The 20,486-nt window shown below is 40.0% G+C and carries 16 protein-coding genes; 7 read left to right on the forward strand and 9 right to left on the reverse strand.

Translation table 11 applies throughout. From position 1 onward, the window contains the following. Positions 1-47: 47 nt before the first annotated feature. Positions 48-1,817, reverse strand: coding sequence for a hypothetical protein (locus tag WSC_RS23825; protein ID WP_016954255.1), 1,770 nt, complete (start codon positions 1,815-1,817; stop codon positions 48-50). 518 nt (positions 1,818-2,335) lie between these two features. Between WSC_RS23825 and WSC_RS21590 the strand changes: the two genes are divergently transcribed. The 4 genes from WSC_RS21590 (at position 2,336) to WSC_RS0102110 (ending at position 8,984) form a co-directional block, all read left to right on the forward strand. Further along, positions 2,336-3,022, forward strand: coding sequence for a hypothetical protein (locus WSC_RS21590; protein ID WP_016954257.1), 687 nt, complete (start codon positions 2,336-2,338; stop codon positions 3,020-3,022). Between the two features lie 167 nt (positions 3,023-3,189). Continuing rightward, complete coding sequence (locus WSC_RS0102100) at positions 3,190-4,605, forward strand: TolC family protein (RefSeq protein WP_082196097.1); 1,416 nt, start codon at positions 3,190-3,192, stop codon at positions 4,603-4,605. Then, positions 4,598-5,854 carry an efflux RND transporter periplasmic adaptor subunit gene (locus WSC_RS0102105; RefSeq protein ID WP_016954259.1) on the forward strand — a complete coding sequence of 419 codons (1,257 nt, stop codon included), beginning with the start codon at positions 4,598-4,600 and terminating at the stop codon, positions 5,852-5,854. The genes WSC_RS0102100 and WSC_RS0102105 overlap by 8 nt, the downstream gene beginning before the upstream one ends. Further along, positions 5,844-8,984 carry an efflux RND transporter permease subunit gene (locus WSC_RS0102110; protein ID WP_016954260.1) on the forward strand — a complete coding sequence of 1,047 codons (3,141 nt, stop codon included), beginning with the start codon at positions 5,844-5,846 and terminating at the stop codon, positions 8,982-8,984. The genes WSC_RS0102105 and WSC_RS0102110 overlap by 11 nt, the downstream gene beginning before the upstream one ends. Positions 8,985-9,005: 21 nt before the next feature. On the opposite strand, the gene WSC_RS0102115 is transcribed toward WSC_RS0102110, so the two are convergent. After that, positions 9,006-9,482 carry a DM13 domain-containing protein gene (locus tag WSC_RS0102115; protein WP_026016615.1) on the reverse strand — a complete coding sequence of 159 codons (477 nt, stop codon included), beginning with the start codon at positions 9,480-9,482 and terminating at the stop codon, positions 9,006-9,008. Positions 9,483-9,798: 316 nt separating this feature from the next. Here WSC_RS0102115 and WSC_RS0102120 point away from each other — a divergent pair, with 316 nt between their 5' ends. Beyond that, positions 9,799-10,488 (forward strand): 2'-5' RNA ligase family protein, encoded by a 690-nt coding sequence (locus tag WSC_RS0102120; protein ID WP_016954262.1) that lies wholly within the window; start codon positions 9,799-9,801, stop codon positions 10,486-10,488. 13 nt (positions 10,489-10,501) lie between these two features. Here the strand turns inward: WSC_RS0102120 and WSC_RS0102125 are convergent, their stop codons facing one another. The 4 genes from WSC_RS0102125 to WSC_RS0102140 all read right to left on the reverse strand — a co-directional run bounded on the left by WSC_RS0102125 (position 10,502) and on the right by WSC_RS0102140 (position 12,725). Beyond that, entirely contained in the window at positions 10,502-10,903 is a 402-nt protein-coding gene (locus WSC_RS0102125) for a hypothetical protein (RefSeq protein ID WP_016954263.1), read from the reverse strand. 74 nt (positions 10,904-10,977) lie between these two features. After that, entirely contained in the window at positions 10,978-11,274 is a 297-nt protein-coding gene (locus WSC_RS0102130) for a HigA family addiction module antitoxin (RefSeq protein WP_016954264.1), read from the reverse strand. Then, entirely contained in the window at positions 11,274-11,537 is a 264-nt protein-coding gene (locus WSC_RS0102135; protein ID WP_026016616.1) for a type II toxin-antitoxin system RelE/ParE family toxin, read from the reverse strand. The genes WSC_RS0102130 and WSC_RS0102135 overlap by 1 nt, the downstream gene beginning before the upstream one ends. A gap of 162 nt (positions 11,538-11,699) precedes the next feature. Further along, positions 11,700-12,725 carry an MBL fold metallo-hydrolase gene (locus WSC_RS0102140; RefSeq protein WP_040393684.1) on the reverse strand — a complete coding sequence of 342 codons (1,026 nt, stop codon included), beginning with the start codon at positions 12,723-12,725 and terminating at the stop codon, positions 11,700-11,702. A gap of 164 nt (positions 12,726-12,889) precedes the next feature. Between WSC_RS0102140 and WSC_RS0102145 the strand changes: the two genes are divergently transcribed. Next, positions 12,890-13,492: a TetR/AcrR family transcriptional regulator gene (locus WSC_RS0102145; RefSeq protein ID WP_026016617.1), complete on the forward strand. Its 603-nt coding sequence runs from the start codon at positions 12,890-12,892 to the stop codon at positions 13,490-13,492. Here the strand turns inward: WSC_RS0102145 and WSC_RS21595 are convergent. From WSC_RS21595 to WSC_RS0102160, 3 genes are all read right to left on the reverse strand, one after another. Then, the gene (locus tag WSC_RS21595; protein WP_016954268.1) at positions 13,437-15,572 is read right to left on the reverse strand and encodes a trypsin-like serine protease; all 2,136 of its coding nucleotides are present in this window, start codon (positions 15,570-15,572) and stop codon (positions 13,437-13,439) included. The two genes, WSC_RS0102145 and WSC_RS21595, sit on opposite strands and share 56 nt — an antisense overlap. Before the next feature lie 199 nt (positions 15,573-15,771). Beyond that, entirely contained in the window at positions 15,772-19,395 is a 3,624-nt protein-coding gene (locus tag WSC_RS0102155) for a LamG-like jellyroll fold domain-containing protein (RefSeq protein WP_016954269.1), read from the reverse strand. 2 nt (positions 19,396-19,397) lie between these two features. Next, positions 19,398-20,090 (reverse strand): PEP-CTERM sorting domain-containing protein, encoded by a 693-nt coding sequence (locus WSC_RS0102160; RefSeq protein WP_016954270.1) that lies wholly within the window; start codon positions 20,088-20,090, stop codon positions 19,398-19,400. Positions 20,091-20,233: 143 nt separating this feature from the next. Between WSC_RS0102160 and WSC_RS0102165 the strand changes: the two genes are divergently transcribed. Beyond that, positions 20,234-20,452 (forward strand): hypothetical protein, encoded by a 219-nt coding sequence (locus tag WSC_RS0102165; protein WP_016954271.1) that lies wholly within the window; start codon positions 20,234-20,236, stop codon positions 20,450-20,452. The last annotated feature ends 34 nt before the right edge of the window (positions 20,453-20,486 follow it).

Raw genomic sequence — 20,486 nt, forward strand, 5'->3', positions numbered from 1 at the left:
TTATGAACTATTAAACGTAGCTTAATGAAGTGTCCACTTTTAATGGTTCAGATCATACCTTTCGATGTTTTTTCTATGTACTTTAAATACTCTTCTATTGGATTGATGTTGTGACTTAGGGCAATTTTCTTTTTCTTTAATAAAGAGTTGATTGTCTTTCTAATTGTCATTGAATGGGGTACATTGTTCCAAGGAAAACTAGCTTTCAGTTTACCGACGAATTGTCCATCGGAATAAGCGGATACAACCCTCATGTCGTCCTCATCAAATTCAATAATAAGTTTTTTATTGATAAATTTGTAAGATGCCCTTAAAACATCAGAGTGATATTTTGAGTAGCAAAAATTAATGTATGGCCTTACACCAAGTTTCATATTACCTTTTACCGTTACTTCTTGAGACTGCGTGCTCAAAAATTTAGAATAATCGCTAGTAACTTTATTGGGTAGTTCAGACAACGATTCCATTGAAAAACGAAAGTACTCTAGTGGTGTACGCATGCCGATACTTTGGTGTTCGGTTGCATTATAATTCGCAAGTAATGTATCGACTAAATATTGTAAATCATCCACCTGTATGTAATATTTTATTGCTGCTTTTTCAGGAAAGTTTCTCAATGGATCATTTACACTAGACCCCGTGGTGTTTGGAAGTCGGTGGAAGCCCCGCTCTTCAAGCGTTAAGAAAAGTCTCTCAACAAAAGGTCTATCATCTTTATTACGCCGTACGCCGACTTTTGGATTGATCTCCATTAATCTTTGCAACTTATGAGTTGTTTTTGCACAAATGTTTGCAAGAGCTCCATCGACTTTAAATTCTTTCCAACATAGTCCTGCATATTCAGGGGATAATGCAGAAGGAAAAGCTGCTTGCTGTGAATACCCCAAATATTTCCCCTCAAGTTTTTCCCAAGGGGTTAATGCATGTTTAATTGCCTTTAAAACGTCACTGGCCGTTACCTCCGCGTTCCAAGACAAGTGGTAACCCAATATGGCTCGAGTACATATATCCTGGATGGTTATTAGCCATAGTCGTTTGCAAATAAAGGGCTCTACGCCACCAAATGGACTCGGTAGTAAAGTGCAAAATATCGCATCAATCAGATGAGCATCACATTCGACACTATCTAATACTTTTACAGCCAATCTACCAGTACCATCCGAAATTGCTAATTTTTGTTTTGCTGATTCACCAACTATCTGTCGAAGATTTGAATTAACAGCATTTCGTTTTAAACTTTGGATATGACTACACATGGAACGATACCCTAATGAAAGGGTATTAAATGGGTAATTTAGCCCTTGTTCTAACCCTAGGTCACGGCATTTTGATATAAATTTTCTGTGGATATCTTGGTTGGTCAACGAAGCCTTACTTAGATTTTTTTTTGTAATTTTTCTAAAGACTAGACTATCCAATAAAGAATTTAATTCAGGATAATCGTTCAACAATTTGGTAAAGGATCCGCTATACCCTTTCCCAACTAGAGGTTTGATGTCAGTCCTTGCAATTCGTTTGTATTTTTTTACTCGAAAGTAAGGTAACAGTGCACAGAAACCGTAAATTTCGCCGTTGTCATCCACGCGTAAACATTTCTGAACAAGCTTTATGATGAATCCAGAGTTTAGATTAGTTTGAGATTCTATAGATGTAAGTGGTTGATCATCGAAATACATCTTAACTGCCCTAACCTTTTGAATAAACCCGGCGATTTGCTCTTCACTGTACTTACTATTGTCTAGCATTGGGTAAGGCCAATAATCGATATTCAAAACTGTTGCTGGCAGCTGTTGTCGATAAGTTTTGCTTCTTGGCATGTTAATGTCCGAACTTCCACCGTTCGACTAAGTAAAGGCGATTTTATTGATATGTCAAATTATGGGTTCGTCCAAGCTTGTTGTGCGGGGCTACCAATTAGATGGCTGATATACGACTTTGATTGAGTACGGTAAATAAAACCTTACTCCAGTATAAGGCAAAAACTATTTTAAATAATGTTTTTAGTTAAGCTGCGCTTACATGAAACTTTGCAAGCTAATTTTCGTGAAAATTATCATGCGCACCAAATTCAGAGCGACTGCTTTCGTGAGCCAATCAAATTCTATTTAGGTGAATTGTTAATTCAATTTTCTAAAAGTACAGACAACATTTTCCAGATTTGATTCTTCCTAACAATATTAGATAGATTTACTTCACTAACTTTTGAAGTAAAAACGTCAAATATTGCCTGGGGAACTCCAAATTACTGCTTTTATAATTGACAGAATTACTTCCCTGCACGATATATGAAGATTGGAGCCCGATAGATGCAAGTAAACATCAATGAGATTCTCCGTTGGCTGGCCATGCTGATAGTCCAGATGGTATTCATGGGTTTGAACCGCATGAACATGAGCCACCCATTGATGTGCGTACCAAGCCAACAGGCAGAATATTGCCTTACAAACCACACCCGAACCAGATGGAGTTTGGCCCAGATCCGACTCCGTACACTTATCAGGAGCATCAAGGACCACAAGATGCATTTGGTGATTACACTTTAATTAAAATAGGCAAACACTATTACCTATTTTGTGACTATGAGCCACACGATAAAAACAAAAGCATGCGAGTGGGCCGTTGGCGTAGTGATGATATTGATAAACAATTTGTTTGGGACGGCGAAATTGGCGAAGGTTTTCATCCAGACCCAAGTGTCGGCTTTGCTGAAGGTCAATTCTATTTGCTCGTACAGCGCTCATCAAACGACTTTATCAGCCAAGGGCCTTGGGTTGACGGCGTGCAAGCTAGAGTCGGTGTTGATGTTAACAATGATGGTGCTGTTGATCAGTGGACTGAATTTACACCTGTAAAAGCGAGTTATAAAGCAAAACCAGGATTTGCTCGCGTTGTTGAAGAAATTCCCGCGACCCTAGATGTTTCAGAGCTTGCAAGTGGTTACCAATTTACCCTTGAGTTAAAGCTCAGTAAGCAAAACAATGTATCACCAATTATCAGCAATATAAGAGTGCAAACTCGCTAACCAACACTCAATAGAGAAGCATAGGCCAATTTTTGGCCTATGATTTTACTCATGAAAAAAATTGAACAGCTGCGCGACTTTGCACAATCTTTACACTTTATTAGGTGTAAACGTATTACCCTTAAATTTATAATGGTTTTTAGTTAAACGATAACGGCAAACTGATAGTGAATAGAGTCAAGGAAAAAAGTTTAAAATTATTGGTCGGGAGCCTTCTATTGGCAGGCTGCGGTCAAACCCCTGATTCAGTTCCTAGGGATATCAGCTATCAGCTCCCGCAAAGTTGGCAAAATACTCAAGCTATAACTCCCATTGCAGCCGATAAAGTCGCGCAAACAGCTCCACTCAAAACTTTGCCAGATGAGCTTGTCGAATTGATTAACATAGCCTTGGCCAATAATCATGATTTGAAGCTGGCTGCAGAGCGCTTAAAACTGAGCCAAGCAGACCTCAATATTGCGTCATCTAATCAATTACCTGATGCTAGCATATCAACTGGTTGGAATTATACTGAAGCCCTTGACCCAAGCCAGCAAAAACAGTTTCAAAGTAGACAGAACCATAAGCTCAGAGTTAGTTGGGAAGCTGATATTTGGAATAAACTGTCTGATTTAAAACAAGCAGCGAACTCAGAGCTGTTTGCAAGTCAAGCCGATTATCACAATGCACAACAGTCTCTAATCGCCCAAGTTATTCACGCTTATCTTGATTTGTCGCTTAATCACCAACTAAGCGAGTTGTTAAGCTCTAATTTAGAAAATCAGCAAAATAGACTAAAAAGTACCAGTAAGCGTGTCGACCTAGGTTTGGCTAAACCAATTGATTTATATTTAGCACAAACCAGTTTACATAACATTGAAACTAACTTATCAACTCAAAAAAATCGCTTACAACAAAGTCAACAAAACTTAAATATTTTACTCGGCTTTTATCCAAGTAAACCACTTGATTTACGATTATTACCGCTTGACGTTTCTGATTTCAATTTAACACTGTCTCCGGCAGATGTGTTAGCAAGCAGACCTGATATCAAAGCTGCAGAAATGCAGGTATCTGCAGCATTTAGTCGTTGGCAGCATAGTACTAAAGCATATTTACCAAGCTTCAAATTAGCCGCAGAGCTAAATAGTTCGGAGAATAGTTTCAAGGACATTTTTAATCTGAACAATTGGTTAGCTCGGTTGGCTGCAGATATAGCCATGCCATTGTTTGATGCGGGTCAACTTGAACAGATAGACTTTAAAAACAAAACTCGTGAGCAAATCGCTTGGCTAGCTTACCAAAAACGTGTTTTGGCAGCGATGAAAGAAATTGAATCAACTTTGTATGCAGAATATGACTTGGTTGAAAGAAAGCAGTTTATTGCACAAGCAACCAGTAAGATTGCCGCGGCAGAAAACTTGTTAACGAGTCAATACGAACAAGGCATCGCCAGTAGTAGTGAAATATTTAATATTCAGAGCCGGCGCATTAACAGTGAAATAGATTTGGTTAGAGCGCAACATGCAATTATCTCCAATCGAGTAACCTTAACGCTTGCATTGGCCGCCCCCTTTCCCTTAGAGGTTTTCCCAAATGAATAGCATTAAATCGAATAAAAAACTATCAATTAATTGGGAGATTTGGGTCAAATGGTTGGTGACACCTGCACTGTTAGCGTCTCTTTTATTTGCTGGTATTGCTTGGTTTTCTGCTAATCAACCACAGCCTGAATCACGCCCAAATAAAATTAAAAAAGTGCGGGTATTCACCCATTTAAGTAAACAGCAGCGAATTCAGTTAAAAGCTGTTAGTCAAGGTGAAGTAAACGCTGTGAATCAAATTGAAGTTAAACCGCAAGTGAGCGGTAATTTAGTTTATGTAGCAGATAATTTTGTTGCTGGAGGTGTGATAAAACAGGGCCAACTTTTAGTAGAAATAGAGCCGAGTGATTATCAGTTAGGCGTAACCCAAAAACAAGCCAAAGTCGCACAAGCGAAACAACAATTTATGTTGGCACAAGCAGAAGCAGAAGCCGCAAAAGCAGAATTGCTTAGCTTAGGTAGAAATAAAGCCAGTGCTTTAGCATTGCGCCAACCACAGCTAGAACAAGCAAAAGCAAATTTAGCTGCTGCAGAAGCAGAACTAGCCATGGCTGAGCTTGATTTAACGCGAACAAAAATTTACGCGCCATTTGATGGTCGAGTTGCCAAGGAGAATGTAAGCAACCATCAATACGTAAACAAAGGTAGCAATATTGCCAGCTTGTACGCAACCGACATGTTTGAAATACGCTTACCCCTGAGTTTGGACGAACTCAAACAAATTGAACTACCGAGCGCGTTTTTTAGTAGCTATCAACAATCTGATTATCCAGTGATACTGACAGATGGCTTAGGTGAAGATGCAAATAGTTGGCAAGGCAAAATTGTCCGAACTGAAGCGAATATTGATGCTAAAACACGTTCAATTTATTTAGTTGCACAAGTGCAGAATCCTTACCAAAACCCACAATCACCCTTGTTAAACGGTAGTTTTGTTTATGCACAAATCAGTGGAAGCTGGATAGAACAAGTCAGCGCTTTGCCCAAAACTGCGTTGCGCAACAATGGCCAGCTTTGGGTGGTGGACGACAATAAAAAGCTGAAAATTGTCAGTGCGCAGGTGGTGCAACGTAATCAAAACGACATCATAGTTGCTGATTTACCGCAAAATACTCAAGTTATCACTTCTTCTTTGGCTATGGCGACAGACGGCTTAACTGTTATTCCAATTAATGCCAACAAACAACAAAAAGCCCAAGTAACTTTGTCGGCAGCAGGTCAAACAGAAGGACTGAATAATGCCTTCTAATATGCCATCAAACTCAATTTTAGCTTGGTGGATCCGCAATCCTGTGGCGGCAAATCTTGCTATGCTGTTGTTAATTGTCGCTGGTGTTTTAAGCTACTTTTATTCGGTTGAAAAAGAACCTTTTCCAACAGTGCGTTTGCCTATAATGGACATTAAAATGCGCTGGCCAGGGGCTGGCCCTCGCGATGTTGAAGACCAAATTGTGGTTCGTTTCGAAGAAGCAATCAAAAATGTTGAGGGCATAAAATATGTAGTGTCTAACTCATTTGAAGGTGGTGCACGTATCGCAGTTACCGGTGAAGAAAAAGTTGATAGACGCAAATTTGCCGATGATATTCGTGAAAAAATCAATTCGGTAAATGGTTTACCAGCCGATGCGGACAAAGTGATAGTGACAGAACGCACGAATCGTGAACCTATGATCCGCATTGCGCTGCATGGTATGGTGGACGAAGCCATGCTCAATAAAGTTTCGCGCGAAATTCGTCGTGAGGTTGGCTCACTGCCTTTGATATCTTTGGTTGAAGTGACAGGTGATTCAGCAGACGAAATTTCAATTGAAATATCTGAAGAAAAGCTCAGTTATTATCAACTGAGTTTTGATGAAGTGTCTGATGCGATTAAACGTCAATCTGTCAATTTATCTGCTGGGGTGATCCGCAGTGAAACAGAATCTTATACCTTAAGCGTACGCAGCCGCGCCAATAATCAAATCGATTTTGAAGATATCATTTTGCGCCACAATGATCAGGGCGCAATTTTACGGCTCAGAGATGTTGCGACCATTATTGATGGGCCTATCGCCGCGCGGCGATTCTCTACTTTTGATGGTGAGCCAGCAGTATTAATTGATGTGATGAACTCGGATTATATGAACATTCCGTTGATGTCTGAAAATATCAATAAATACATACAGCGCAAACAAAAAAGTTTACCACAAGGTTTGTCGCTAACTGTTTGGGAAGACTGGAATAATGCTTATCAAAGCCGCTTAACCTCCATATTTAATAATGCGCTGAGCGGACTTATTTTAGTTTTTTGTACCCTACTGCTCTTTTTGCAACCGAAAATTGCGCTGTGGGTCAGTTTAGGCATAGGCACAGCATTTTCCGCCGCGTTTTGGTTATTACCTTCATTTGATATTTCATTAAATATGATTTCTTTGTTCGCGTTTATGATGGTTATCGGCATAGTTGTCGACGATGCCATTGTTATTGGCGAAAGCATACATAGCGCCAACGAAAATGGTTTGAGTGGTGAACAAGCCGCTTATCAAGGAGTTAAAGAAGTATTCAAGCCTGTGGTCTTCGGGGTGTTAACCACCATTATCGTATTTATTCCTATGTCTATGTTGCCGGGCAGCACAGCCGAGTTTACCCGCTCTATAGCTTTGGTGGTTATTCTTGCACTCTTGTTTTCTTTATTTGAATGTTTATGTATTTTGCCTAGCCATTTAAAACATTTATCTGAATATCCAAAACAAAATCGAGTAAATAAACTCAGCCAAATTCAGCTTGCTTTTGCTAATGTTCTGCACTTTTTAGCCAATAAAATTTATCAACCTTGTATGCGTTTATTGCTGCAGTGGCGTTATTTAGTGGTTGGTGTATTTATTTTAAGTTTTATGTTTGCGCTGAAACTGTTAAACGACAACCATATATTGCAGTCGTTCGAACCAAAAATTGAAGCTGACACAATACGCTTAAACGTGAATATGCCGGAAAATACTTCGTTTGAACGTGTCCAACAAGTTTATCAAAGCATTAATCAAGCGCAGCAAAAGTTAAACGCGCACATTGCGCAGTTAGACACCGACAACAATGAATTTGTTGAACATGTATATAGCCGCATTAGCAATACCAGCATTCGTAGTTTTATTAAATTAGTGCCCATGCAAGCGCGCGCAATTGATATAGATAGCGCAACCGCACTCCTCACCGAATTTATGGGCGATATTCCAGATGCTGAAGAAATTGAGTTTAAAACCACACTGAATACGCGTGATCCACGTATTGCTTTTATGCTTAGTGGTGACAACTTAGACGCTATGGCAGTCGCGGCGAATGAACTTAAAGAGCACATTGCAACTTATGATGATGTATTTATGGTTAGGGACAACTTAGATAAAGGCAGCAAAGAAATTGTCCTTAAACTAAAAGCTGGTGCTGAAAGCACTGGTGTTAACGTCCGTGAAATAAGCAAACAAGTGCGCCAGGCCTTTTTTGGTCAAGAAGTACAAAGGCTGCCACGTGACGGTGGTGATGCTAGGGTGAAAGTTCGTTATTCGCGCACTGAGCGGGAAGCACTCGACTCTATTTTTAAACTAAAAGTTCGTATGCGTGATGGTCGTGAAATTCCAATTATGTCTGTGGTTGATTTGGAAATAAAACCAGGTGTGAGCCGTATTACCCGCCGTGACGGTAAAAAAACTGTGTGGGTTTGGGCTGAATATGCTGGATCTAATCGTGCTGCTGTGATTGACAGTATTCGTAAAGAGTTTATGCCTCAATGGTTGAAACGTAACCCAGAAATATCAACGGATAGAAGTGGCCGAAATCGAGACCAACAGGCATTTATCGATCAAGTGATCTTCCTTGAGGGCATGGCATTTTTAGCTGCATATGTGTTAATGGCGGTTGCTTTTAGCTCGTATACCCAGCCACTGTTAATTATGTCGGCAATTCCGTTTGCTTTTTTAGGCTCTATACTCGGGCATTGGGGACATAACATTTATTACGGTTCGTTTTCTATGTTAGGTATATTGGCAGCAAGTGGTGTTGTAGTAAACGATAACTTAGTATTAATTGATAAATTGAATAAACTACGTGCACAAGGCATAGCACCATTTGCCGCTGTGTTACAAGCGGGAACAAACCGTTTCCGACCTATTTTATTGACCTCGCTGACCACTTTTATCGGTTTAATCCCTATGTTGTCAGGTGATAATGAACAGTCGAAGTTTTTAGTACCTATGGTGGTATCACTTGCTTATGGTGTTGTGATGGCAACTCTAGTTACGCTATTTTTTGTACCTTGTTTGTATTTAATCGGTGTAGACGTAAAAGAGAAGTGGTTAGCTGGATTTAACTGGTGGCAAAACCTTGGAAAAGTAGATAAGGCCACCCTTTGAAGCTGAACTTTGGATAACAAGTTATCGGTACTTGGCTGCTGTTATAAATTGCCCGAAAGACTCGCACCAAACTATCACACTTGTGTAGTTTGACACTTGAATGTCCGAAGGCAATTTTACGATAAAGTTATTAAATGTGTTTACCTCACCGACTGATAGCATGCTGTCTTTTAAACGGAGAAAATCAGCTTCTGTTTCAACAAATTCTGCTGAGAGATATAATTTGTAGTCAGGTCCTGGGGCTAATTCGCCGCTAAATGTAATATAACTATCACTAATTGAAACCTCTCCTTCTCCCCAATGTAAAAAGTCACTGTCTTGTAAATTTTTATCAAAATAACCTGTATACATAGCCCCTTGTGAGGCTTGTGTTATTTCTAATTGGGTTGGCACATTTGGCGCTGTGATTATCGGCAGTAGATAAATGCCAGCAGCAAAACCAACTAATCCGACAAATGAGTGCGTAACAATAAATAATAGCTTTGTTTGGAGTTTCATCTTGCTACCTTGATTGTGCAAAACAATAAAATGAAAATAGCAGTATTTGTAATACATTTCGACTGCTAAAAATCGAAAGGAACAAACGGCTAGTAATTAGGCACAAACAGCCCGTTTGAATATTTGAAAATACATTTAAGCTATACCCGACCTAGCGTCTTGAATTTATCTTGCTTTAAGATTGTATATAATTGTTTTAGTTGGTAAAAATACTTCGAGAAATATTTAGTTTTGCTAAGAAGTTAAGTCATATTTAACTGCAGAACTTAACCATAGCACCTGACGGTACCGCTAGAGATATAGAGTTTATTTAGGCATGGCAAAACAGATTTACCAGCAGATGTGGCAAAGCTTTGAACAAGCGCTTGTCAGCAATAGCTATCAACTGGATAAATTAATTAACGATAGCGGCGATAGCCGTCGAGGCATTACTGCGCTGGCATACATACAAAACAATAATCAGGCGCTAGCGCAGGAAATTGGTCAATTTATCCAAAAGGTAGCTAGATTAGAACCTAGCCAATATTATTATCCAACCAATGAACTGCATTTAACCCTACTTTCAGTTATCTCTTGCATTGCGGGTTTTGAGTTGACTGAAGTTAATGTCGAAGCTTACCGTGAACTCTTTATCGAGGTTATGCACGATTGTGCGCCAATTAGCATAGAATTTGTTGGCATAACAGCTTCCCCTTCATCTATCGTCATTCAAGGGTTTCCGGTTGGTAATGGTTTGCAGCAGCTTCGCGAAAAATTGCGTAAAGCACTACAAGCAAGTAGTTTGCGTACAACTTTTGATACTCGCTATAAATTGGTGGCAGCGCACATCACAGCTGTGCGATTTTGTCATCCGCTAGAAGATAACAATAAACTACTTAGTTTGTGCAAAAGTTATCGCAGCCATTCATTTGGCCAAGTCACCTTTAAGCAATTTGATTTGGTATTTAACAACTGGTATCAAAACTTATCAGTGACTAAATCTTTGGCTAGATATGAGTGTGGTTAATCTGAATAACTTGTTATGTTCCTGTTCTCGCATAGACATCGAGTAACGGGAATTTGCTTTGCCCAAAGTTAACAACAATAGAAAGTGTTTCTTTAGCTAAGAAACTCTGTGCCAATTCTTGCGGATGAATCCTACTCCCATTCGCAACTAATGCCATTACATGATTATGATTTAGTGTGCGACGACCATTCGCGGTATTGGTGACGGTAATAACAACCCACCTTTCACCTTGTTCGTTACTCATAGGCACAAAGTTTAAAATAGCAAAGTCACTTACATCTGGTTGAATATTGGATTCATTTGGAAACGCTAATTCAATGTTTGCGGGTGGTCTTGTTTCTATGGAAAGAGACTCTTTGTCCGCCACCGCTGCGCTAGAAAAAATAGATAAAGATAAAAACATCCATCTAAACATAAAACTCTCCTTAAAGAATGTAACGCCGCAGCCAAGTTATTGCGTCCATCCTTGATGCGTTTGTTATTCGGCTACTAAGCCATTTTTAAATTATATGGCGAGACGTGAAGCGTATTTTGAGCTTGCCTAGTTTGCCACAAATCAAAAGCATTCTGTAACCTAAGCCAATGATCTGCCGATGGTTTTCCAAATGCGAGTTCAAGACGAACAGCCATTTCAGGTGTGATTGAACCTTTAGCATTTAACACCTTTGATAATGTTTTTCTACTAACATCAAGGTGTTTCGCCACGTCAGTAATTGTAACGCCCATAGGTTCAATTACTAATTCTTTCAGTATTTCTCCAGGGTGAGCTGGATTATGCATAGACATTAGTGATAATCCTCATAATTTACAATTTCAGCATCCCGTCCAACGAAGCGATAAGTAATGCGCCAATTACCACTAACACGGACAGACCAGATATCTTTACGTTCTCCTTTAAGTTTATGCATATATAATCCGGGCAAGTCCATATCATCAGGAATTTCAGCTTGATCTAAGTTAGCCAATATAAGACGTAACTTTTTCTCGTGCTTTTTTTGAATCCCTAACGTGGTTCCAGATGTATAAAACTTTTGGAGATCTTTGTGAATGAAGCTTTTATCATTGCATTAATGTAACCCTAGGGGTGACAAAAAGCCAGAGGTAGATTTAGCCGTATAACGCCCTTCATTATTGCTTTTTTAGGTGTTACAAGCACAGTCCATTCTTGAACTCGACTCAGCATATATCGGATTTTTTGCTAGCAAAGGCAGCTACTCCATCGTTAACCACCATTGTTGATTTAGCCTTGATGCACCTAAGGTTACTACCTCGCCGAATATTGGCGTGGCTAAAGTTACCGAATTATCCTCAGCTGCTTGATTAACTCGTGTTAGTGGTTCTGACCAGGCATGAAAAGCGAGATCAAACGTACTATTGTGAATTGGCATCATGGTTTTACCATTTAAATCTAAATGTGCCTGTACACTTTGTTCTGGTGTCATATGAATGTTGTGCCAGTCTTTGTCATATGCGCCAGTTTCAATTAGGGTCAGATCAAACGGACCTAGTTTGTCTCCAATTTGTTTAAAACCGGCAAAGTAACCAGAATCGCCGCTAAAAAATATCTTTCCATGTCGGCTAGCAATTGCCCACGAACCCCACAAGGTTTGATTACCATCAAATAAACCCCGACCAGAAAAATGTTGAGTTGGAGTAAAAGTTACTGTCGCTACATCATCGCTCGTTGTTTGCCACCAATCGAACGCGGAAATTTTATCCTCCGCAATCCCCCACTTTTTCAGTGCGCGCTCTACACCTAAAGGTACCAAAAATTGCTCAGTGTTATGCGTTAGTTTTTTAATTGTATCTTGGTCTAGATGATCATAATGATCGTGTGAAATCAATACTTTGTCTATTTTTGGAAGCTGGGTAACATCTAGTGGACTAGCGTGAAAACGCTTTGGGCCTATAAATGAAAATGGTGATGCCCGCTCTGATAAAACTGGGTCAAGGAGCCATAATTCGCCAGCTAGTTTTAACAATACTGACGAATGTCCCAACTTAATAATATGCACTTGGTTGTTGCTTAGCTCAGCAATATCTTCAACTCTTAAGTTGTGAACTGGAATGTCAGAAATAGGTGACGCATGTTGGCGTTTTTCTCGGATAAAACGCCAAAATATCGCTAAGGTTTTACTAAATTTAGGCTGCTCGGTTGGCTGCGAATTAACAAATTTGTCTTGAGCAAATTGCGCTGATTGATAATTAACTTTATCTGCCGATATACACTGTGTCATGGTAATAACTCCAACTAGCAATACAGAAATAATTTTAAACATTTAGTTAACCCATCGAAAACTACACGGTGCAGTTTACTTTATTCTTTTTATAAAAGTAAACTGTTTAGTGTAATTTTTTGTTGTGATAAACTAGCGCAACTTAAGTTGTGATGATGAGTGATATGAAGCTTTCGGATAAAAAACGTCTGCAAATAATTGATGCAGCAGTAGATTTATTTTCCAACAATGGGGTTGATGCGACTAGTATGGATATAGTTGCCAAAGTTGCCCAAGTATCAAAAAGAACTGTGTATAATCATTTTGCGACCAAAGAATTATTGTTCGCCGCTGTGCTGAATCATATGTTGGCTAATGTTGAAGGTAACGAGCAGCTTAATTTTGAGCCAACAATTACAATTGACAAACAACTGATACAAATTGCTCAGGCCGAGGTGCGTTTATTAACCTCAGATGCATTTTTACGTATCGCAAGAATGACATTTATCCAATTGTTGCAAGATGCGCAATTGGCGCAAACCCTTAACCAGCAACACATTGGTTGTTTAGGGGCTTTGCCTAATTTTTTAGCTGAGGCCTGCCAACATGGGTTGTTATCTATTGACGATTTGGAACTAGCTGCTAAACAATTTGTTTATCAGTTAAAATCTCTGATTTTTTATCCGCTGTTGTATGGAATCGAAACGCCCAACCAACAGCGTTATGACTACCTTATTGAGCAAACGGTTGAGCTGTTTTTAGCCCGCTATGCCGCCAAAACAACATAATTAATACACCCAACAGCCAGTAACCAATAGTACCGCCTTTTTTACCCTGATTATTGCTCGGATTTGGTTCAGGAGCAGGGTCGGGTGTTGGTTCAGGTTCAACGACTGCTTTTGGTCGAAATACAATATTTTTTAGATAACCTTTGTCATCAAACATGGCTTCAAATGGGTCTTTGCGATAAATCCAACTGACACGATTTGTACCTGGGTCAGCAACATTTACTAACACCACATCAAAATCCACTAATCCTGAAATAAAATCAATTTTTTTGCCATTTACATAAACTTCTAATACATCAAATGGATTAAACGGCTCGTCTACATTTTCTTCGGACGCAACCGCCCAATCAAAACTTAATACCCCTGCCCCTTCAAACTCAGCCATTAAGATACTTTGTTGTAAGTTGTCAATATCACCACTTTCAAACTGATCTAATACCTGATTGTACGACCAGATAGTGTCGCCGCCGCTATACCAAGTTAATAATTTTTCAGGTTGGTTTGGGGTTGATTTAAATTGCTCGGCGACAGCTATTGTGGTGGCTGATAACAAAGCTTTGTTTGCAGGTACTGTACTGTTGGTATTAATAGATAATTCAGTTTGCTGCTCACCAATCTGGTTAGCTAAAAAGCGAATGGTCAATTGGCAGCTTTGAGTCGGTTGAAGGTCATGGCAGTTGTGTTGGCCTAGTTGATATTGATTACTGCCATTTAACGAAAAATCTAGGTTAACAACGCTATTGCTGTTGTTGTCTAACTCAACTTCAAATTCAAAAGGCGAATCTAGCCCAGCTGCACCCACATTGATAAGGGATTGCACTGAAACACCGTTAACGATTGAATCAACCCAAGATGCATAATTTGCAGTTCGGGTATAAACACCAAAGTAACCATCGGCAGCGCAGCCTCGACCGTGGCTTACAATACCAACTTGCTGCCAGCCAAAATTAGTGTTTAACATTAAAGGGCCACCACTGTCGCCTTGGCATGCACTTTTACCCCCGCCAATCACACCTGCGCAAATCATATTGCTGGTAATGCCCAAATCTGAATTAACAGATGGTGCAGGCTGGTTTGGATTGTCTCGAATAAAAGCTTCGCGCAGTATTTGCCGACAATCTGCCGCGTTGTATAAATCGAGTTCAACTTGCCTAAGTGTTGTAGCAGTCACAATTTGTGGTGTTTCGTTTGGTTCGTAACCTAGAGTTGATCCCCAGCCCAAAACTAAACTAGGTGAATGCGCTGACTCTGCCGATGCCGTTTGCGCTTCCGTTGCTATGCTGATACTCGCGGTAGTTTGCGGCGAACTTGCGAGTTTAATTAACGCAATATCATGTTCAAAAGTAATCTTGTTATAGTTGGGATTAACAAATATTTTGCTGGCGGCGATGGCGTTATCTGCACCATTGAGTAAATTAAATTCACCTACATTAGCTTTAACATCAATTGATGAATCGACACAATGCGCTGCTGTCATCACCCAGTTATTGCCTAAATATGTACCACCGCAGTATGATGCTTGCGCCACTATGCTCGTTTGCTCTGAGATAAATAGGTTAGCTGTTTGGCCAATTAAATTTAAAAGGTTATTACCGCTAGTTTGTGAAACCGCTAATGTTGGTATGTTAGTGGTATTGTCGGCACCTAATGTTCCACCGTAGAGGCCTGCTTCGTTATTAAAAATAATGGCACCTATACCTCCACCGTCTTGGCAGTTTTGTACTTTCTCAACAAAAAAATTCTGTCCTCTTTCAATTAAACAAATTTTACCTGTGGCGTCAGTACATACGGCTAAACCGAGTTGGCAGTCGACTAATTCGGCTGTGATATTGCCTTTGGCGCTAAAACTGAAAATAGTATGTTCAAAGTTATTTTGGCTGACTTGCAATTGACTGTCGGTTTCTTCTAATGTGCGCACAAGCGCTGTCATAAAAGGCCAACTGCCTGATTGTGCTTGTTCGCCGCCAACTATTTGTGGGGATACGTCGGATGATGAGGGAATATTTTGTTGTGGCGCGGCAATCGCCGAATGAACAAACAGGCTGAGTAAGACGACAGAGCCTAACAATGACTTGTGCATAATATTCCCTAATACAAACTAATTCTAAATCATAATTAATATAACCGAGTATGGAACAAATTAATTACAAATTAAACGATAGAATAAGTTTAGCTCTGTTGTAGCTATTAGCAGGTGGGTTTAAAGGAACTTTAGCTGAAGTTGTGATAATGCGCAGAAAAGCGATAACTTTATCAGTTATCGCTTTGTAGTTTGCAAGTTAGTTTGCTTGAGTTGCAAGTAAACTAATATCGTTATCGGTTAAAACTGAATCAAACACTTTAAGCTCATCAATATAACCATTAAACGGTAGATCAGGCCAGTAGTTTACCCCTAAAGTGAAAGTCGCGTTTTGGCCGCTGAACAAATCACTTAAACCATTCCACGAAGCACTTTCAACGCCATTTACATAAATTTTCGCTAAACCATTATCAACAGTAAATGCAACATGTGTCCATTGGTTGGTCGTTAACGGCCCTGTTTGGGTGTTAAACCAATTGCCGCTGTTAAAACTCCATATAGTTGTGCCACCGTCCCACCAGTTTTGCGGTAAAAAGCTTAACCACTGCTCAGTGCTGTTTGCCGCAAAAAACATGGGTGTATGCACGGATGTTGAGGTTGGATTTACCCAGAAAGATACTGTGTATTGATAGTTATCAATTAGGCCGTCAGGTAATGCAACACCTGTGCTGCCATCAAGATAAATTGCTTGGCCTTCAACACCTGCGGCAAAGTTTTCATTACCACCAACAGAGCCGATTGTTGAACCTATAATACTCGCATTAGAGAAATTACGGTTAGCGTCAGCTAAATGATTGTCAAAACTAAAATGTGCGTGAGCAACTGCTGGTGCACCAAGCGATTTGACCGTCACGCTAAACTCGCGAGTTGTTTGTTCTCCGCCAATGTCAATAGTTGCGGTTAGGGTAACTACAGCATCAGCTTGACCAACTTGTGGGCGTGTAACAACACCTTCTGCAGTAATTGTACTGCTATCTGATGTTTGCCAGCTAATGCTTGAGGTAAATTCCCCAGTGAGAGGCAAACTTAAGTTGTCAGTTACTGCATTCAGGTTACCTAAGTTGATTGAACCAGCGACCTCGTCTAACAATTGGCTATTGGTTAGCTGGTTTATATCTAGTGCAATAATTTCATTTATCGATAAAGTCGCATCATAGATACTTAGTTGGTCAATTAATCCATCAAATGGTAAATCCCAGTAATTAACACCTAATGCAAATGTACCCTCATTATTTGAGAATAAATCCGCGATTGTGCTACCTGAATATTTTTCTTCGCCATTTAAATAGACTTTGACTAGCCCATTGCTGACTGAAAAAGCCATATGTGTCCACTGGTTAGTCGAAATACGCTCTGCGGTTGTGCCGTCAAACCAAGCTGTGCCACTCCACAACATAGTATTGCCATCCCAACCTTGTGGCAAAAAGCTTAACCAAGCATCGGTTGCTGCAGCTGCAAAAAATGCAGGGGTAAAGCCAGTAATTTGGTTTGGATTAATCCAAAACGACACTGTGTATTCATAATTTGAAATTAAATTGTTTGGCAATAACACACCATTTGTACCATCTAACAACAGGGCTTGGCCGTTTATACCTGTTGTGTAGCTTGCACTACCGCCAGGGATATAAATTTTATCGCCAGTGGTTGTTGCGTTGGCAAAATCACCAAAACTATCCGTTAAGTTATTTTCAAATTCAAATTGCGCCACACGGTTGTAAACACTTCTTGCTTTAACTGTGATCACAAATTGTTTTTCAACTTGCTCACCATTCACTTCAATTGTTGCTGTTAAAGTAACGACAGCATCCTCCTGACCAACAGCGGGTCTGGTTACTGAGCCATCTACACCAATTACGTCAGGGTGAGAGCTGTGCCACTGAATAGACGCTGCACGAGTTGCGCGTGTTGGTAATTCTATCGCTGAAGCTGTAATAGTTGATTTAAAAGTCAAACTGTCGGTTATCGCGCTAATAACTTCAGCTGTGGTTTTATTGGGTAATTTTGAGCCCCAAACTGTAATACCGTCTGAAGATAACGCAGTAAATGCAGGCACAAGCTGCTGTAGAATATCATTGTATTGCCACTGTATTACGCCGTTAAATGTACCACCGGCAAAACCAGTTTGGCTATTTAACTGCAAGCTAATCTGACTTGGATCATTAGCCGAAACAAAATATTGCCCCGAATATTCGCCAGTTACCTGCCCGTCTGCAGTTAAATTAATATACACAGAAGTTTTTGCTACTGAGTTGGTATCATGTTCATGATTGATAAAACGATAGTCACCCACTATGTCTGCAGGGTTTACATTTGTATCGCCTTCAATCGGTACATATCTATGAGGTGAGGTAACCAGCCAACCATCTTCATTGATATACATTTCGTGTACACGAATAGCGTGTTCTTCACCTCGGTTTGGAAAACGTGTATGGGTAATTAATAAATGTTTGCCTAATGTCTCATCGTAATAAGCAGAATTGTGACCCGGTGCTAAATAACCTTGGCTTGTGCCTTCATCACCTACTTCTGCAACAAAGGTAAATCCACCCATAAGTTTTACACCATGTTGTTGTGGATCGCCCCAAACGTCAGCCATGTTAAAACCTTCGGCATCATAAAATGGACCATTTGGATTACGCGAGCGTGATATACGCATATTGTAACCACCATCAGCAACAAAACCGCCTAATGAGGTGAATAGATAGTAATAGTCACTCTCTGGGCTGTACAACATGTAAGAACCTTCATTGGCGTAGAAATTACCACCTGTTAGGCGTGTACCATAACCTTGACCTGGTTTTGGTTTGGCAGTTTGTTCATCCATTTCAAGTACCCAGATACCACCAAAATGAGAACCATAGATCATCCATAATCCACCGTCTTTGTCATAATAGACAGCTGGATCAATCGCATTTGGCATTTGGCCATCAATATAAACATCTACGCCCTCTGGTAAGTCGTCGGCGGTGACGCTACTAAGAGTACCTGATTTCAAAAAGACCCCTTTGTCAACATACGGGCCTTCAATGTTATCGGATACAGCGACACCTAAATAGGAATGCGGCATATTACAAACCCCAGAGCCTGGGTTGGCACAGTGGTTGTAGTAAAAATAGAATTTGCCATCACTTAACTGAATGACATCGGATGCCCAAGAGCCAACATGGCCGCCTGTCCATTCAATCGCTTCGGGTAGTGCATCTGCGTAACTTGGCGCGAACAAAATACCATTGGTAAAGTTATCGCCGGGATTTACAGCTTGCCAGTTCATTAAATCGGTTGATTTGGCTGCAGCTAAATGTGAACCAAATACATAATAAGTATCTGCAACTTTAATAACAGACGGGTCGTGGACTCCATAATCGTTAAAATTGATAAGTTCACTATTAACGCTTGGGCCAGTTGGCGCCTCAACAAATTGTTGTAATTCAGCTGTATAACTAAATGCCCCACGTTGGCGTGTAAATATTATGCGAGTCGATGTATTTATATCGGCAACGTCAAAGTATGGAAAACCTGCTTCATTTGTGCCATCGGCATTTAATACTGCAAAACTACTGCTAGTGACAACTAATCTGAGTTGCTCGGAAAGTGTCACATCACCAGTGATCAGTATGTTGTTATCCGTGTAATACCCTGTACCACGTAAGTAAAAACGTGAGCCTTGTTCAATACTTGCTTGGTCTACCAGTTGCCAGTCGCCTTCGGCGGCTCGGGCGTTGCTATTGAATGTGAGTTGAGCAACAACTAATGTGCATAACAGCAAAACACTACGCCAACAGTTTGCAGCAGATGCAAATCTTGAATGTAATTTAGGTAGCATGATTACACCCCTACTTTGTTGTGAGTGTGATTATTTGCACTCGTGGCTGTTTTGCCCAACCAGCGTTGACGAGCTAATAGAAGTAAACCACTTAGCAACAATGCAACAGACGTTGGTTCAGGTACATCAGTTGTTGTTTCTGTTATTGTTAAGTTTGATATTGTAATTGAATCGAAAACGTCAAAATCGCCGTCAATCACACCAAATTGAATCGATGCATTTACACCAGACCAATCAGTCACATCAAAAGCGCCACCTGAAGTTAAGTCAATTGCGGCCAAATTGTCGTCTAAATCAAGTAGTTCAACAAAAGCGTAGTCAAAGAAATCATCGGTCAACGAATAAGAGACATCCAGTGATAGTGTTAGGCTATTACTAGGGGCAATAATATCAAAGGTAAAATCTTGAAATAACACGACACTCCAATAATCATTTTCATCATCAAATGATGTTGTGAGGGTTGCACTACCAGCTGACGTAGAAAAGTTGTCTACATAGCTGGCTGTGATGTCGCCAGAAGCGACATTGTCCATGTCTGCTAGATAGTTGTAACTAACCACTTCTCCATTCCAATGGTCAAATTCGTTTGCGAAATCATTATTGATTAACCCTGCGCTTGCAGATTGGTGCCAAAACAGGCTAGCTGCCAAAACCAATGGTGCGCACGCCCCTATTCTTTTGTTGAGTACTTTCATGTTATTTCCTATGCCAATTGTTATGCTTATGATAAAGTAATTTAGTATTACTGTATCATAAATTAACACCTTGTATCTAAGTAGTATTTTTTGTTAATTTGTTTTTATAAATTATACGAATGTGTCATATCAAAAGGAGAAAGATGGACATGTCTAAAAACTCAAAAATATGGTGTCTGTTGTTAATTGCTTTAGCTGGCGTGATAGGAATTGTGTTGATTAGCTTACTAGCTATAGATACTGGCTATAAAGGCGCTGCTTTACCTATTCTTATTCTGTCGGTTCTGGTTTATAAATCTTTGGATATTTTCGCTAGAATGATGGCTGGTAGTTTGAACGAGTCTAGATATCAAGTAGGGTGAGGCTTACGCCTCATCCCTCTCACAGAACCGTACG

Source organism: Catenovulum agarivorans YM01, assembly GCF_000281085.1.
GTDB lineage: Bacteria > Pseudomonadota > Gammaproteobacteria > Enterobacterales > Alteromonadaceae > Catenovulum > Catenovulum agarivorans.